Source organism: Saccharococcus sp. Marseille-Q5394 (genome assembly GCF_946901335.1).
GTDB classification, from domain to species: Bacteria; Bacillota; Bacilli; order Bacillales_A; family Planococcaceae; genus Sporosarcina; species Sporosarcina luteola_C.
In genome coordinates, this window is sequence record NZ_CAMPPQ010000002.1 from 245,172 (window position 1) to 260,636 (window position 15,465).

At 46.5% G+C, this 15,465-nt stretch carries 14 protein-coding genes and 1 other annotated feature; of the genes, 12 read left to right on the plus strand and 2 right to left on the minus strand.

Going from position 1 to position 15,465, the window contains the following annotated elements; genetic code table 11:
• Nucleotides 1–34 precede the first annotated feature (34 nt).
• Both OC538_RS11615 and rluF read right to left on the minus strand, forming a co-directional pair.
• The gene (locus tag OC538_RS11615; protein ID WP_262175569.1) at nt 35–802 is read right to left on the minus strand and encodes a SurA N-terminal domain-containing protein; all 768 of its coding nucleotides are present in this window, start codon (nt 800–802) and stop codon (nt 35–37) included.
• Between the two features lie 226 nt (nt 803–1,028).
• On the minus strand, nt 1,029–1,733 hold the full coding sequence (gene rluF, locus OC538_RS11620; RefSeq protein WP_262175573.1) for a 23S rRNA pseudouridine(2604) synthase RluF: 705 nt from the start codon (nt 1,731–1,733) through the stop codon (nt 1,029–1,031).
• 209 nt (nt 1,734–1,942) lie between these two features.
• Nucleotides 1,943–2,165: a binding site (T-box leader), on the plus strand.
• Nucleotides 2,166–2,539: 374 nt separating this feature from the next.
• Here rluF and OC538_RS11625 point away from each other — a divergent pair.
• The 12 genes from OC538_RS11625 (at nt 2,540) to opp4A (ending at nt 15,379) form a co-directional block, all read left to right on the plus strand.
• Nucleotides 2,540–3,898: an anthranilate synthase component I family protein gene (locus OC538_RS11625; RefSeq protein WP_262175575.1), complete on the plus strand. Its 1,359-nt coding sequence runs from the start codon at nt 2,540–2,542 to the stop codon at nt 3,896–3,898.
• A gap of 30 nt (nt 3,899–3,928) precedes the next feature.
• Nucleotides 3,929–4,960: an anthranilate phosphoribosyltransferase gene (gene trpD, locus OC538_RS11630; protein ID WP_262175577.1), complete on the plus strand. Its 1,032-nt coding sequence runs from the start codon at nt 3,929–3,931 to the stop codon at nt 4,958–4,960.
• Entirely contained in the window at nt 4,957–5,748 is a 792-nt protein-coding gene (gene trpC, locus OC538_RS11635) for an indole-3-glycerol phosphate synthase TrpC (RefSeq protein WP_251695660.1), read from the plus strand. The genes trpD and trpC overlap by 4 nt, the downstream gene beginning before the upstream one ends.
• Complete coding sequence (locus OC538_RS11640) at nt 5,745–6,356, plus strand: phosphoribosylanthranilate isomerase (protein WP_251695659.1); 612 nt, start codon at nt 5,745–5,747, stop codon at nt 6,354–6,356. The genes trpC and OC538_RS11640 overlap by 4 nt, the downstream gene beginning before the upstream one ends.
• A 1-nt stretch (nt 6,357) precedes the next feature.
• Nucleotides 6,358–7,551 (plus strand): tryptophan synthase subunit beta, encoded by a 1,194-nt coding sequence (gene trpB, locus OC538_RS11645; protein WP_251695657.1) that lies wholly within the window; start codon nt 6,358–6,360, stop codon nt 7,549–7,551.
• Nucleotides 7,548–8,336, plus strand: coding sequence for a tryptophan synthase subunit alpha (gene trpA / locus OC538_RS11650; RefSeq protein WP_251695655.1), 789 nt, complete (start codon nt 7,548–7,550; stop codon nt 8,334–8,336). Before trpB ends, trpA begins: the two co-directional genes overlap by 4 nt.
• Before the next feature lie 54 nt (nt 8,337–8,390).
• Nucleotides 8,391–9,356 carry a DUF4003 family protein gene (locus OC538_RS11655; protein ID WP_251695653.1) on the plus strand — a complete coding sequence of 322 codons (966 nt, stop codon included), beginning with the start codon at nt 8,391–8,393 and terminating at the stop codon, nt 9,354–9,356.
• A 309-nt stretch (nt 9,357–9,665) separates the two neighbouring features.
• Nucleotides 9,666–10,691, plus strand: a complete 1,026-nt coding sequence (locus tag OC538_RS11660; RefSeq protein ID WP_285847184.1) for an ABC transporter ATP-binding protein — start codon at nt 9,666–9,668, stop codon at nt 10,689–10,691.
• Nucleotides 10,672–11,598 carry an ABC transporter ATP-binding protein gene (locus OC538_RS11665; protein ID WP_251695651.1) on the plus strand — a complete coding sequence of 309 codons (927 nt, stop codon included), beginning with the start codon at nt 10,672–10,674 and terminating at the stop codon, nt 11,596–11,598. The genes OC538_RS11660 and OC538_RS11665 overlap by 20 nt, the downstream gene beginning before the upstream one ends.
• Before the next feature lie 14 nt (nt 11,599–11,612).
• Nucleotides 11,613–12,581 carry an oligopeptide ABC transporter permease gene (gene opp4B / locus OC538_RS11670; RefSeq protein ID WP_251695650.1) on the plus strand — a complete coding sequence of 323 codons (969 nt, stop codon included), beginning with the start codon at nt 11,613–11,615 and terminating at the stop codon, nt 12,579–12,581.
• A 31-nt stretch (nt 12,582–12,612) separates the two neighbouring features.
• Nucleotides 12,613–13,524 carry an ABC transporter permease gene (locus OC538_RS11675; protein WP_251695649.1) on the plus strand — a complete coding sequence of 304 codons (912 nt, stop codon included), beginning with the start codon at nt 12,613–12,615 and terminating at the stop codon, nt 13,522–13,524.
• Nucleotides 13,525–13,546: 22 nt separating this feature from the next.
• Nucleotides 13,547–15,379: an oligopeptide ABC transporter substrate-binding protein gene (opp4A, locus tag OC538_RS11680; RefSeq protein ID WP_251695648.1), complete on the plus strand. Its 1,833-nt coding sequence runs from the start codon at nt 13,547–13,549 to the stop codon at nt 15,377–15,379.
• The last annotated feature ends 86 nt before the right edge of the window (nt 15,380–15,465 follow it).

Sequence of the window (15,465 nt, forward strand, 5' to 3'; positions counted from 1 at the left end):
AGCCCATTGAGCTGTTCAGTTTTGTGTCTACACCTTATATCTTAATGTCAATCTTCGCATTTTTCTTTAACTCTTCAACCTGCTGAGCGAGTTTTTCCTGCTGCTTTTGCTGATGAAGGGATTGTTCTATTTGTGATTTTATTTCTTCAAGCTTTGGAACTTCTTGTCCAGTACTCTTTCCTTGTTCCACATATTGATCATACATTTGTTGAATTTCTTCATTGGTTATTTTCCCAGCCGGCACTTCTTTCTCAACATACTTTTTAAGTTTAATATCGTCAGCTAATTGGGTTTCAAGTGTTTTCATATCCACGCCGGATTGTTTAAGAGCTGCATTGAATTCTTTTTCTGTTTTAAACTGTTTTTTTATTTCGTCCAGCTGCTTATTAATATCCGCCTCTGAAACTTTATAGCTTTTTTTATCTGCCTCTTGAAGAAGAAGAGTTTGCCCGACCAAACTGTCAATTGTTTGGTTTTTCGCTTGCTCTGCAGCTTCTTTAGAGGACGGATCTTGTCCCATTTGCTGCATTTGTCCTTGTATGGATGCTAGAGCGATATTATAGTCGCTTCCTAAGATTTCTTCATCATTCACTTTGGCAACAGTTTTATTTTCATCTACTTGCTGTTCTTCTAATTTCTTTTGCATTTCTTCCGTTTGCTTTTGCTGTTCCTTCTGCTGTTCGGTTTTTGCTGTTTTTGCTTTATTATCATTTTGGGCTTCTGTACTTTCTTCATTTCCTCCGCATGCTACTAAAACAACAGCCAATAGACCGGTTATTAATGTAAACATCATTTTTTTCATAATCGATCTCCTTCCTTAAGCTAGAAGTATAATTTTCCTTTAAGAAAATCATCTAGTGCGCATTATAAAGGTAATTCTATGAAAAAGAAACAGGATGCGCTCTCTTTTAATATTTATAACGGGATTGATATATTCTGTAATAATAATGGATGCCTGTAATAAAAGGCGATACATATTGCACTAGCACAATATGTATCGCCTTTTATTGGTATTACCATGGTTGTCTTCATCTTTTGGGCTCATAATCAAGCATTTGAAACATTTCCTTCAGTTCCTTATCCGTCAAGTCGCGCCATTGCCCAATCGGTAGATTGCCGAGATGGATGTTCATGATACGGGTGCGCTGGAGGCGTCTGACGTTGTAGCCGAGTGCTGAACACATGCGGCGGATTTGGCGGTTCAGCCCTTGTGTCAACGTGATGTTGAATTTTCGGGGACCGAGTTGTTTCACTTTGCATGGTTTTGTTATTGTGTCTAGGATTTCGACGCCGGATTCCATTTTGTGAATGAATTCCTTAGTGAGCGGGCGGTCGACGGTGACAATGTATTCTTTTTCGTGGCCGTGTTCTTCCCGTAGGATTTCATTCACGATATCACCATCATTCGTCAGAAGCAGTAAGCCATCTGAGTCTTTGTCGAGCCGTCCGATATGGAAGATGCGGAGCGGGTGGTTGACGAAATCGACGACATTCCCTTCGATGTGACGTTCAGTTGTACTTGTAATGCCAACAGGTTTATTGAGGACGATATAGACGAGTTGCTCCTCGGTTTTCACGGGTTTGCCGTCGACATGGACTTCATCTCCCTGTTCGACTCTGCTTCCGAGTTCGGCTGGCTTGCCGTTGATGGTGACGCGCCCGTCTTCAATCCATTTATCTGCACCGCGTCTGGAAACGATGCCGGCTTCGCTTAAAAATTTATTGATTCGCATTGGGTTCACCTATTTTCGAGTTTCTTTCCCACTATTGTACAGCTTGGGCTGCGAGTTTACAAAGTCGGCGGATTACATATATTATCGAAAGGTTGACAATTGATTGAATGAATAGTAAGGTTAAAACAACTTTTTTGTTCGGAGAGGGTAGAGGTGCCGGGAGCGGCGCCGCCCAGGAACAGATGAGCCGAGTTGAGAAGAGCATAGCTGAGAAATTGTTGAATAAGAGGAGTAGCATCGGAAGCGCGATGTAGAGAGTCAGTGGGTGGTGGAAACTGATTCGCGTCCGTTGTGAATGGACTTATGAGAGCTATCTGGAGTTTTCCAGGTGGACGTCTTTCCTACGTTACGGGAAGTGCCTTTTTTAGGCGCGCCGAGTGGAAGCTGTTTGGCTTCAAATAGAGGTGGCAACGCGGGTAATCCGTCCTCTGCAACTGGACTTTTCTGTCCTTTTGCAGAGGGCTTTTTTGTTTTTCATGAGTTTTAAGAAAGGAGATCAAGGATTTAATTTGTTAAGGGCATTTAGCGCGAAATTGGAATGTCGTTTAGTAAAAAGCTGGCTCCACGTCCTCGGTAGCGCGGGAAAATGAAACGTGCTCTCCAAATTCAGTCGCGCCAAATGCTTTTGACAAATAAAAGGTTTTAATTCGAAGAAGGAGGCTAGGCAAAAGATCCTGAAATGACGATAACTTCCGTCAAGTGACCGATAACAGCGGCGGATTGACCGATAACTCCGCCGAAGTGACCGATAACTCCCGGGAAATGATCGATAACTACACACGAACAATGAGAAGAGGAGAGATGAGATGGAAAAGACGAGTTTGCGTATTACAGAGAAGAAAATTGAAGGAGATTCGCTGACGCCGATCCTGATTTTCAGACGGTTGCAAGGCCGACACCGTTTTTTATTGGAAAGCTCGTCGCAGCATGAGCGGTCGGGGCGGTATTCGTTCATCGGGGTGGATCCAGTGAAGGCGTATCGTGGAGGGAATGGCCGGTTGGAAGAGTTTGTGTATGCAACGGAGAGGACATACGAACATGAAGGGAATTTATATACGCTTCTCAAAAGGTTGATGCCGCGGATTGCGGAGCATGGAAAATACCCGTTCATGGGCGGTGCTGTCGGATATGTCGGATACGGAGCGGCGGAGGCTACTGCGGTTTATTTCGATGAACAGCCTGACGTTTATTTCAATATTTACGATACGGTCATCATTTATGATCACCTACAAAACGAAGTGACGTTGCTGCATACGGAAATACACCCGGAATACGCCAAACCTGACCTGGATGCATTGGCGGAGACCATTACGTCGGGTCCAACAATAGAAGAGAAGGGAGTATCCGTTTCCGATTACCGATGCGCAATTTCACAACAAGAATTTGAAGACCGGGTCAGGCAGGCGCAGCAATACATTGAAAAAGGCAAGGTTGAGCAGGTCGTCCTCTCGCGAAAGCTTGAAGCAGATATCGATGGCGACCCGTTCGCTCTGTATCGAAAACTGCGTAAAAAGAATCCTTCGCCGTACATGTACTATATGGAGTTCAGCAATCAAACCGTCATCGGCGCCTCGCCAGAAAGTCTTGTCCGGGTGACGGATGGGAGGGTCATAACGAATCCGATTGCGGGAACGAGGAGAAGAGGGCGAAGCGAAGAGGAAGATAAGACTTTAGAAGAAGAGCTGCGAAAAGATCCGAAAGAGCTTTCGGAGCATGACATGTTAGTTGAAGAAAGCAAGAAAGAGATGGATATGGTCTGTGAATCATCGTCCATCCGCGTATCAACATACATGGAAACCGTCCGCTACGAGCATGTCATGCATCTCGTTTCAGAAGTGGAAGGGACACTTGCACCGGGCTTGCATGCGCTTGACGCATTGAAGGCGACATTGCCTGCAGGAACAGTGACCGGTTCACCGAAAAAGATTGCGATGGATATCATTTCACAGCTGGAAGATGAGCCGCGCGGGTTGTATGGCGGCGCAATCGGCTATATAGGATTGAACGGCAATATCGATTTTGCATTAACGATTCGGACGATGACTGTGCAGGACGGGGTGGCGACCGTGCAAGCAGGGGCTGGGATTGTGAAGAATTCCGTGCCGGCCCTGGAATATAAGGAGACAGTGAACAAGGCCCGTTCATTACTCGAGGCTTTGAAATAAAACAAAAGACTAGAAGAGGAGAGATGAGCAGTGAAAACTTATACGAGAATAGTAGAGGCAGGCCGGAACTTACAATATGAAGAGATGGAGGATGCGGCCAATCGGATGTTTTCAGAGGAAGCAAGCATAGAGGGTATGGCGGCGTTTCTTATCGCTTTATCCAAGAAAGGAGAAACAGCTACGGAAGTGGGGGCACTGGCTTCGGTCATGACGTCTCATGCCGTTGAATTCAAAGCCCCGGCAGCCCGTTATTTGGACAATTGCGGAACGGGTGGCGACGGGTTGAACACATTCAATATTAGTACGACATCGGCTTTCGTCCTTGCTGGCGCCGGCGTGAATGTGGCGAAGCATGGCAATCGGAAGATCACAAGCGCGGCGGGCAGTCAGGATGTGCTCGATTCGCTTGGCATCCATTCTAATTTTACACCTAACGATATGAGCAGGATGCTCTATAAGGAAGGAATTGCCTTTCTGTTCGCGCCGATCGTCCATCCGAAAATGAAACGGATCGGCATGGTCCGCGCGAAGATTGGGAAACCGACGATTTTCAACCTTGTTGGTCCGCTGACGAATCCAGTTCCAATAAGCACTCAATTTACAGGCATCAACCGCCCCGATTTTATTATGGAATATGCGTCTGTCCTACGGATGCTTGGCAGGGACCGGGCGCTAGTCGTATCGGGGGCGGGCGGACTTGATGAAGCGTCGCTTGCTGGGCAGAACTCATTTGTCCTTATGGATAAAGGAGACTTGATTCCTTTCTCACTCAACGCAGAAGATGTAGGGCTATCCTATGCACCTCTATCAGCAATCCGTGGTGGAACCCCGGAGGAGAATGCTGCAATGATACGTTCCGTATTGCAAGGCGATCGTGGTCCTCGCTTTGACACGGTTGTGTTCAATGCAGGTTTAGGGTTATTCACGAACGGCATTGCGGATTCCATACAGGAGGGTATTGAACGGTCGACTGACAGCATTCTTTCAGGCAATGCGCTCCGGAAATTGGAGGCTGTCGTCGCATTCAGCGAACAAATCAGGCAGGAGGCGATGGTGCGATGACAATTTTAGAAAGGATTTTACAGACGAAACGGCTTGAAGTGAAACAGCTGCTAATGGAGGGACGTGTCGTTTCATGTGAAACAATGTCGAAACGGCCCTCTCTTTTTGAAACGCTAAAGCAATCAAATCGTCTGGAAGTTATTTCGGAAATGAAACGCGCATCCCCCTCGAAGGGAATGATAGCGGGAAATACGGATCCGGTCGCACAGGCAAAGGCTTATGAGCAAGCAGGAGCGGCGTGCATCTCGGTATTGACGGATTCCACCTTTTTCAAAGGTTCATACGAAGACTTAGCAGCGGTTGCTGAAGCGGTAAAAATACCGTTGCTCTGCAAGGATTTTATTATTCATGAAGTGCAGATCGATCGTGCGAAACAGGCGGGTGCATCCGTCATCTTACTCATCGTGGCAGCGCTTGATGATGCGACATTACAAAGGCTTCATAACTATGCAACGGACCTAGGACTTGAAGTGCTAGTGGAAGTCCATGATGCAAGAGAACTGGACCGTGCCCTCTCAGTGAACGCAAAACTGATTGGCGTCAACAACAGGGATTTGAAAACGTTCGAAGTGGATCTTGCAAGGACAGAAGAGGTAGCACAGCATTTTCCGTTCAATGAAAACCGCATATTCATCAGCGAAAGCGGAATCATGGACGCGGCAGATGCAATACGGGCAGCGACAGCCGGAGCGAGCGCTGTCCTAGTTGGAGAATCGCTTATGCGGAGCGCTTCCGTTGAAGACTCGCTCCGTTCGTTGCAAGTTTCGAAGGCAGGTGTTCCGCTATGACGAAAGTGAAGATTTGCGGGTTGATGGAGCCTGAGCATGTAATAGCCGCGGTGGAAGCAGGTGTGGATGCGGTCGGATTCGTATTTGCACCGAGCAGACGCCGTGTCGCGATTGCGCAAGCGCAGGAACTGGCACGATTTGTTCCGGATCACGTCATGAAGATTGGGGTTTTCGTCAATGCAGAGCAAGAGGAACTGGAGCGGGCTTTTCGGGAAGTGCCGCTCGATTATGTGCAATATCATGGTGATGAGACGGCAGAATTCATTAAAAAAGTTGGACTTCCTTCTATTAAAGTATTATCAGTGCGTGGCAGTCAAGATGTAGCGAAAGTGTCTAACTATGAGACGGAGTATGTCTTGTTCGATACACCGGGCGTTGAATTCAAAGGCGGAAGTGGAAAGGTGTTTGACTGGAGTCTGGTGGAGCAGGATGTGCCAACAGGCCGCCTGATTTTGGCGGGCGGGTTGAATGCGCAAAATGTGAAGGAAGCGATTCGACAAGTTCGTCCATACATGGTGGATGTGTCGAGCGGGGTGGAGATTGAGCGAAAGAAAGATCCAACGTTGATCCGCGAATTCATTCGCGCAGTGAAAGAGGAGGAGAGCTGAGATGGCGGTAGAGACGAGAAAAGGCAGGTATGGGAAGTTCGGTGGGCAATATGTGCCGGAGACGTTGATGTCTGCATTAATTGAATTGGAGAATGCGTATGGGGAGGCGAAGGCCGATCCGTCTTTTGCTGAGGAATTGGATTACTATTTGAGGGATTTTGTCGGCAGGGAGAATCCGCTTTATTTTGCGGAGAGGTTGACGGAGAAGGTCGGTGGCGCAAAGATATTCTTGAAGCGTGAGGATTTGAATCATACAGGTGCCCATAAGATCAATAATTCGCTCGGGCAGGCGCTGCTTGCTATGCGGATGGGGAAACGGAAAATCGTGGCGGAGACGGGTGCCGGGCAGCATGGTGTGGCGACGGCGACGGCTTGCGCGCTGTTCGGTCTGGAGTGCGTCGTCTTTATGGGGAAAGAGGATATCCGCCGACAGGAGCTGAATGTGTTCCGGATGGAGCTGCTTGGAGCGAAGGTCGTGTCGGTCGACAAGGGATCTGGCACATTGAAGGATGCCGTCAATGAAGCGCTTCGCTATTGGGTCGCGAATGTGGAAGATACGCATTATATATTAGGATCTGCGCTCGGCCCGCATCCATTCCCGGAAATTGTGCGTGATTTCCAGCGAGTGATTGGCGTGGAGACGCGTCGGCAGATTGTGGAGAAGGAAGGGCGCTTGCCTGACGCGGTTGTTGCGTGCATCGGTGGCGGGAGCAATGCGATCGGCATGTTCCATCCGTTTGTCGACGATGAGGGAGTTGCGCTATATGGTGTCGAAGCAGCGGGGAGTGGAGTGGAGACAGGGCTTCATGCGGCTGCGATTGCGGACGGGAAGGAAGGCGTATTGCATGGGGCGTATATGTATGTATTGCAAGACGAGGACGGTTTCATCCAAGAAGCGCATTCAATTTCGGCAGGGCTTGATTACCCGGCAGTGGGACCGGAGCATTGTCACCTGCATGATATCGGCCGGGTGAAATATGAAGCCGTGACGGATGCGGGAGCGCTGGAAGGTTTGCAATTGCTCTCAAGGACGGAGGGAATCATCCCTGCCCTCGAAAGTGCGCATGCCATCCAGTTTGCAGTGGATTTGGCGAAAGGCATGGGGAAGGACCAAATTGTCGTCGTCTGTTTGTCGGGACGCGGGGATAAGGATATGCAGACGGTTCGTGATGTGCTTGGAGGTGGAGCGGAATGAAGACGTTGGAGAAGAGAATCCGTGAATGTAATGACGAAGGAAAAAAGGCGTTCGTGCCTTATATGATGGCTGGCGATGGAGGGCTCGGATCGCTGAAGGAGAAGCTGCTCTTTTTACAGGAAGCCGGTGTGACAGCAATTGAAATCGGCATCCCGTTTTCGGACCCGGTGGCGGATGGGGAGGCGATCCAACAGGCGGGAGCACGGGCACTTGCGGATGGGGTGACGCTGCGGAACGTGTTGGAGGAGCTTGAACGGTGCAAAGGTGAAGTGAAGGTACCTTTAGTCGTTATGACATATTTGAATCCGGTATTGGCGTACGGCGTGTCGCAATTTGTCGAAGCGTGCAAGCAGGTGAGGATTAATGGCTTGATCATCCCAGATTTGCCGCTTGAGGAGAGCGGGCCGCTTCGCGATGAACTGAGAGAGACGGATATCGCATGGATTCCGCTCGTGTCGTTGACAAGCCCTGATGAACGGATTGCAAGGATAGCGGAAAGCGCGGAAGGGTTTCTATATGCCGTTACCGTTAATGGAATTACGGGTGCGCGGAATGATTTCGGTGAGGATATTTACTCTCATTTGCAGCGTGTCAAGCGGATCTGTACTGTGCCGGTATTGGCTGGGTTCGGCATTTCGACACCGACACAAGTAAGGGAAATGGGCAACCATACGGACGGCGTTATAGTCGGGAGCGCGATTGTCGGAGCTTTTCATCGGGATGAATTGGAAAAAATCCGCAAATTAGTGGGGACTAGTGCAGGGAAAGTTGAAATTGTCAATTAACACTGAAACCTTTTAGGCACCTATGACGTACATATAGCAAAGGAGTTGTACGGCATGGATATGATTAGGCAGGAAGTGGAAACGACATATGACAAAGTTAAATCTTTGGCGGGCTGGAGCGTCGACAAGAATGTTGTGTTGACGATCACTTCGTATTATGTGACGGCGGAGAAAGAGTTTAATGCTATGGATTTCAACCGCGCCATGGCCGCCTTAAAGGAAAGGGCAGGCTGGTTTTCACCATTGCGCGGACATCTATTGCCGATAATGGCTGCATTTCTAACGCAAGCCGACGACTCGGTGGAAGAGGAAGCCGATCGTCTGATGGATAAGCAGCGGGCTTTGAAGCAGGCCGGGTTCCGGAACACGATTCATTCCTATCTTGCCGCGCTACTTATGGACGATGATAGCGCAAGACTAGAGGAAGAGGCGAACCGTGCAAAAAAACTATACGATGCGATGAAAAAACAGCATTACTTTCTTACATCCGATGATGATTATGCGTATGCAGTTTTGCTCGGAAAAATGGGGGAAGACCCCGTAGAACATGCCAAGGCGATGCGTTCTTATTACGATGCGTTGCATGAAGAGGGCTTCCGGACGGGCAATGAGCTTCAGTGGCTGTCGCAAGTGATGACGTATATGGATATCGCTTTCCAGCCACGGCTTGTTAAAAGGGCTTGGGAACTTTACGAGAGGCTCCGTGAGGAATTAAAAGCGAAGCCAATCCATTATCCAATGGTCGGATTCCTGACAGTTTTTGAGGTTGAGGACGCGAAAATTGATGATATCATCCTCCTTGCAAAGCAATTGGAACAATCGAAACGGTTTAAATGGAACAAGGGAATGGCTTTGTCAGTCGCTATCGGCCATGTGATGCATGGGTTGACGGAAAGAGCCGATGAGGTGAGTGTCAGTCTTGCCGCATCCGTCGAATTGATCTTGCAGGCGCAACAGGCGGTGATGGCCGCAACAGTTGCGGCTGTTGCGGCTTCCTCGGCTGCGAGTTCATCAAATTAATCATATGAAATGAATAAGTAAACAGGAGAAGAGGCTATTGTCATATAACAATGGCTTTTTCTTCCTGTTTTTTTATTGTGCAGGACGAATAAACGAAAAATATTTTAATTTCATAAATCATTAAGAAAACGTTTACCTAGCAACGTTTGTAACATATTTGTCATATTAGAAATAATACAAGATTTAGATATTCTAAAAAAACAGTATTGTCAGGACTTATGATGTGTAGTATATTGAGTTCAATAACTTCGAATAAAGTCTGAATATTAGTTATTCGGTAATGTGTCAGTTTGTAAGGAGGAAATTCTATTGAAAAACCCGGTTTTGGAAATAAAAGATCTTCGTACGTCATTCAATATTAAGGGCGACTATTATGCCGCGGTAGATGGAGTTTCCATTACAGTCCACGAAAACGAAGTCGTTGCAATCGTCGGTGAGTCGGGTTGTGGTAAAAGTGCATTGGCCCTTTCAGTAATGGGGCTGCATGACCGGAAAGCAACGAAGCTTGAAGGGCAAGTGAACTTTTCCGGACAAAATTTACTGACGTTAACACGGTCGCGGTTGGACAAAGTAAGAGGGAAAGACATCGGAATGATCTTCCAAGATCCGATGACCGCTTTGAATCCGCTCGCGATAATTGGACGGCAGATCGAAGAGCCGATGGATTATCACATGAAACTGTCTGCAAGTGAAAAGAAGAAGCGTACATTGGAACTACTTCGGCGGGTAGGTATTAAAAACGAACAACGCGTTTATGAGCAATATCCGCATGAATTATCGGGTGGGATGAGACAACGTGTCGTCATCGCAATTGCACTTGCATGCGACCCGGTTCTTCTACTGGCGGATGAGCCTACGACAGCTTTGGACGTTACGATTCAAGCACAAATCATGGATTTAATGAAAGAACTGCAAAATCAGATGAAAACAGGCATTGTCCTGATTACGCATGACCTCGGAGTTGTTGCTGAAATGGCAGACCGTGTCGTCGTCATGTACGCAGGGGAAGTCGTTGAAATAGCGGATGTCAAAGACCTATTTGAAAACCCACTGCATCCATATACAAGATCATTATTGAATTCGATCCCTTCCAATATGGAAGGAAAAGAGAAATTGCATGTCATTGATGGAATCGTTCCATCCATTCAGAACCTCGACCGCAAAGGGTGCCGTTTCGCACCGCGGATCGCATGGATTCCTGAAGAGGACCATGAGGAGATACCGGAAATGCATGAAGCGGCACCGAACCATTTTGTCCGATGCTCATGCTATAAAACGTTCTACTTCCCGGAGGACAGAGTAGGAGAGAAAGAATATGTCGCTACTAACAGTTAATGATTTGAAAGTACATTACCCGATTCGGGGCGGTTTTTTCCGTAAAGTAGTAGATCATGTCAGAGCCGTCGATGGCATCAGCTTCGAATTGCAGCCGGGCGAAACTTACGGACTAGTTGGAGAGTCGGGATGCGGCAAGACGACTTCCGGACGTGCGCTTATCGGCTTGAATAAAGCGACTAGTGGGGAAATGTTGTTTGAAGGAAAGGACCTTGCTAAACTAAGCAGGGCCGAAAGACGCAATTACACGAAAGATATTCAGATGATTTTCCAGGATCCGTATTCTTCATTGAACGGCCGGAAAAATGTATTGAATATCATTGCGGAGCCTCTCCGTAACTTTGAGAGACTATCTCCGAAGGAAGAGTTGCTGAGAGTACAAGAGTTGGTGGCACGTGTTGGTTTAAGCCCTGAATCGATCTATAAATACCCTCACCAATTCTCAGGCGGTCAAAGGCAAAGAATCGGGATCGCGCGTGCACTCGCATTAAATCCGAAATTGATCATTGCGGATGAGCCGGTTTCCGCGTTGGACGTATCCGTTCAGGCACAAGTATTGAACTTCATGCAGGAAATCCAAGAGGAGTTCAACTTGACGTATCTATTTATCTCGCATGACTTAGGGATCATCCAGCATATGTGCGACCGGATTGGCATTATGTATCGAGGTCGTTTCGTAGAGGAAGGAACGGCATCCGATATCTACAACAACCCACAGCACGTCTATACAAAACGGTTGATTGCAGCGATTCCAGAAATGAATCCAGAAAAACGTTTCGAGAAGATGCATTTACGTCAGGCAATCAATCAGGAATACCAAACTGAATATAATAACTACTTCGACAAAGATGGGCGGATGTTCGACTTGAAGAGAGTCTCGGATACGCATTCCGTCGCCATGCTATAAGGAGGATGAAGTAAATGTTGAAATTCATTTTACGAAGAGCATTGTTCATGATTCCGCAGCTCATCCTCCTCAGTCTCATCATCTTCATGCTTTCAAAAGCGATGCCGGGTGATGCGGTAACGGGAGCGTTCATGTCAAATCCTAACGTTTCACCGGAGCAGGTAGAGAAGATCCGTGAAAAATTAGGGCTGAACGATCCATGGTACGAACAATATGGGCGGTGGATTGGAAACGCGGTACAAGGTGATTTCGGACAGTCATATGTCCATAAACAGCCTGTAACATCATTATTGGCAGGCAGGGTCGAAAACACAGTACTCCTATCATTATTTACGGGTATTGTCATCTATCTGTTAGCCATACCGCTAGGAATTGTAGCGGGAAGATGGACAGATACATGGGCGGATAAAATGATCGTAACCTATAACTATTTTGCTTTTGCGACACCCCTATTCATTTTCGCCTTATTGATGCTTTTCCTTTTCTCTTTCATATTAGGATGGTTCCCGATTGGAGGAAGCGGAAATATACGGATAGATCCAGGAAGCTGGGAATATATCGTCGACAGAGCCAAGCATTTATTCTTGCCGGTTATGTCAGGTGCTTTAATCGGTACATTCGGAACGATCCAATATTTACGGAATGACATTATTGACCAGAAGATCAAGGATTATGTAAAGACTGCCCGTTCTAAAGGCGTCCCTGAGGGCAAGGTGTACACTCGCCATATCTTGCGGAATTCCCTATTGCCGATTGCGGCTTTTCTCGGGTATGAAATCACAGGTCTAATCTCCGGTTCAATATTCATTGAATCCATTTACAGTTATCCCGGTCTCGGACAACTTTTCCTTCAATCCATTGCGCAACGAGATTTCACTGTCGTTACGGCACTCGTCATGGTTTCTGGTACTGCCGTAATCATAGGGACTTTGCTATCGGATATTATCCTCAGCATTGTCGATCCTCGTATACGTATTGAATAGAAGATGAAGAGAAGGAAGAGGAGGGAAAGTAATGACAAATCCAGTCATAGATGAAAAAAAATTGATTGCTCAAGAAAAACTAAATAATCCATCGCTTTTGCGTACGATTTGGCGTGAAATAATGCACGATAAAATGGCATTAGGCTCATTAATTTTGTTTACAATCATCGTATTATCGGCTTACATTTCGCCATTATTCGTTGACCAAACAGCATTGACGCGAGTGAACTTCTTTAACGTCTGGAAGCCGCCTTCCTTAGATAATTGGGTAGGGACAGATGACGGAGGACGGGACGTGTTTGGCCAGTTGATGATCGGGACACGGAACTCGCTTACAATCGGAGTTGCAGTCACACTCATTGCCGGGTTGATTGGCTTGACATACGGCTTGATCTCCGGATTTTACGGAGGTGGCGTGGATAATGTCATGATGCGTATCCTGGAATTCTTGATGGTATTGCCAACATTGATGTTCATCATCGTATTTGTAACAATTGTTCCAAACTATAATGTTTTCACATTCATTCTGATTATGAGTGCTTTCTTCTGGTTCGGAAAAGCAAGGCTTATCCGCTCCAGGGCTTTACAGGAACGGGAGCTTGATTATATCAATGCTTCCAAGACATTAGGAACTCCAAGTTGGAAGATCATGTTTTTCGAAATGTTCCCTAACTTGAGTTCACTCGTCATAGTTAATATGACACTTTCGCTTGCTGGGAATATCGGGATAGAGACAGGGCTGACTTTCTTAGGATTCGGCCTGCCCGCTGGAACTCCTTCACTTGGAACGTTGATTTCGTTCGCAAGGAATCCCGATATTATAAAGAACAAGTGGTGGGTTTGGTTACCTGCAGCATTACTGATCTTAGTAATGATGCTGTGTATAAATTACATCGGGCAAGCGGTGAAACGCGCGTCTGATGCAAGGCAAAGATTGGCCTAAAAAATAAGGGGAGGTAATACAAATGGCAAAGAAGCAGTTTATGCTACTTGCGAGTCTGTTGCTTGTTCTCAGCGTATTTTTAGCTGCATGTACTGGCAAAGAAAAAGAAGGCGCTGGTGATAAAGAACCGGCAAAAGATCCAGAAAAGAAAACAGAGGAAACAAAAACGGAAGACCCAGTGGAAGAAGATCCAAACGCTGGCCTTGATTTCCCGTTCGAAGTAACGAACAAGGCTGAGCCAATGGCAGACGGCGAATTGACATGGGCTATGGTAACAGACACTCCGTTTGAAGGTACGCTTAGCCGTGTGTTCTACTCAGGGACATTTGACGCTCAAGTTATCGAGAAATTCGATGAGGCTCTACTATCTTCAGATGGTGACTACTTGATCACTAATGACGGTGCAGCTACTTACGAAATTTCAGAAGACAATAAAACAATCACGTTAACAATCAAAGACGGGGTAAAATGGCATGACGGCGAGCCGGTAAAAGCAAGTGACCTTCTTTACTCTTACCAATTGCTTGGTCACCCTGATTACACAGGAGACCGTTACGATTTCATGATTGAAAACGTTGTTGGTATGCCGGATTACAATGCAGGAAAAACAACAGAAATCTCTGGTATCGAAGTTTCAGAGGATGAGAAGCAAATTTCATTCACATTCACAGAAGCAACACCATCCCTATTGTCTGGTTTTTGGTCATATGCAACACCTAGGCACCACGTAGGGGATGTCATGACTGGCGAAATTACAATCGAAGAACTTGAAGCTTCCGATAAAATCCGTGTGAACCCAATCGGCTTCGGTCCTTACAAAGTTGAAAAAATCATCCCAGGTGAATCTGTCCTATACGTCCGCAATGATGACTACTGGAGAGGTAAACCTAATCTTAAATCAATGGTCTTGAAAGTTGTAAGCTCCGCTTCTATCCTTGAAGCACTTAAGAAAGGCGATGCTGATATTGCTTCAATCCCAGTTGATCAATATCTAAATGCAAAAGAAATCGACAATATCGAGCTTCTTGCGGATATTGACTATGCATACACATATATCGGGTTCAAACTTGGTAAATGGGATCCTGAAAAGAAAACAAACGTAACAGATCCAAATGCTAAAATGGCTAACAAACTTGTTCGTCAAGCTATGTGGTATGCAATGGACAACGAAACAGTCGGTAAAGAACTTTACCACGGTCTTCGTTTCCCTGCAACATCATTGATCATTCCTGTATTCGCAAGCTTCCATGATGCGGACCTTGAAACACCATCTTATGATCCTGAAAAAGCGAAAGCGCTTCTTGACGAAGCTGGTTACGTTGATACAAATAACGATGGATTCCGCGAAAATGACAAAGGTGAGGAATTCGTTCTTAACTTCGCTTCTATGTCCGGCGGAGAAACTGCTGAGCCGATTGCACAGTGGTATATGCAAAACTGGGCTGACGTAGGCATTAAAGTACAACTTCTTGACGGACGTCTACACGAGTTCAACTCGTTCTACGATATGGTTAAAGCTGACGATCCGAAAATCGACATCTACCAAGGAGCATGGGGAACTGGTTCTGACCCAGATCCATCTGGCCTATACGGTAGAGATGCTGCATTCAACTACAGCCGTTTCACAAACGAGAAGAACGATGAGCTTCTTGCAGCAGGTACTTCTGAGAAGGCATTTGACTCCGATTACCGTAAAGACATCTACAAACAATGGCAAGCGCTTATGGCTGAAGAAGTTCCGGTTGCCCCAACTGTATACCGTTACTACCTAATGGGCGTTAACAAGCGCGTTGTTAACTACTCAATCGACCCAGGCACTGATCTATACTTGTATGATTTGGGTGTAAGTGAATAAGTAATTATCGGTTCTGATTGATAATCAACCGCCATCCGGGAAACTGGGTGGCGGTTTTAATTTTTGAAATCATATTGTAATATTCT

Excerpts from the sequence above, each read along its gene's own strand:
- OC538_RS11640 (WP_251695659.1), top strand. The coding sequence starts at position 5,745 with ATGACGAAAGTGAAGATTTGCGGGTTGATGGAGCCTGAGCATGTAATA.
- opp4A (WP_251695648.1), top strand. The coding sequence starts at position 13,547 with ATGGCAAAGAAGCAGTTTATGCTACTTGCGAGTCTGTTGCTTGTTCTC.
- trpB (WP_251695657.1), top strand. The coding sequence starts at position 6,358 with ATGGCGGTAGAGACGAGAAAAGGCAGGTATGGGAAGTTCGGTGGGCAA.
- OC538_RS11655 (WP_251695653.1), top strand. The coding sequence starts at position 8,391 with ATGGATATGATTAGGCAGGAAGTGGAAACGACATATGACAAAGTTAAA.
- OC538_RS11675 (WP_251695649.1), top strand. The coding sequence starts at position 12,613 with ATGACAAATCCAGTCATAGATGAAAAAAAATTGATTGCTCAAGAAAAA.
- OC538_RS11625 (WP_262175575.1), top strand. The coding sequence starts at position 2,540 with ATGGAAAAGACGAGTTTGCGTATTACAGAGAAGAAAATTGAAGGAGAT.
- OC538_RS11665 (WP_251695651.1), top strand. The coding sequence starts at position 10,672 with ATGTCGCTACTAACAGTTAATGATTTGAAAGTACATTACCCGATTCGG.
- opp4B (WP_251695650.1), top strand. The coding sequence starts at position 11,613 with ATGTTGAAATTCATTTTACGAAGAGCATTGTTCATGATTCCGCAGCTC.
- trpA (WP_251695655.1), top strand. The coding sequence starts at position 7,548 with ATGAAGACGTTGGAGAAGAGAATCCGTGAATGTAATGACGAAGGAAAA.
- trpC (WP_251695660.1), top strand. The coding sequence starts at position 4,957 with ATGACAATTTTAGAAAGGATTTTACAGACGAAACGGCTTGAAGTGAAA.
- OC538_RS11615 (WP_262175569.1), bottom strand. The coding sequence starts at position 802 with ATGAAAAAAATGATGTTTACATTAATAACCGGTCTATTGGCTGTTGTT.
- rluF (WP_262175573.1), bottom strand. The coding sequence starts at position 1,733 with ATGCGAATCAATAAATTTTTAAGCGAAGCCGGCATCGTTTCCAGACGC.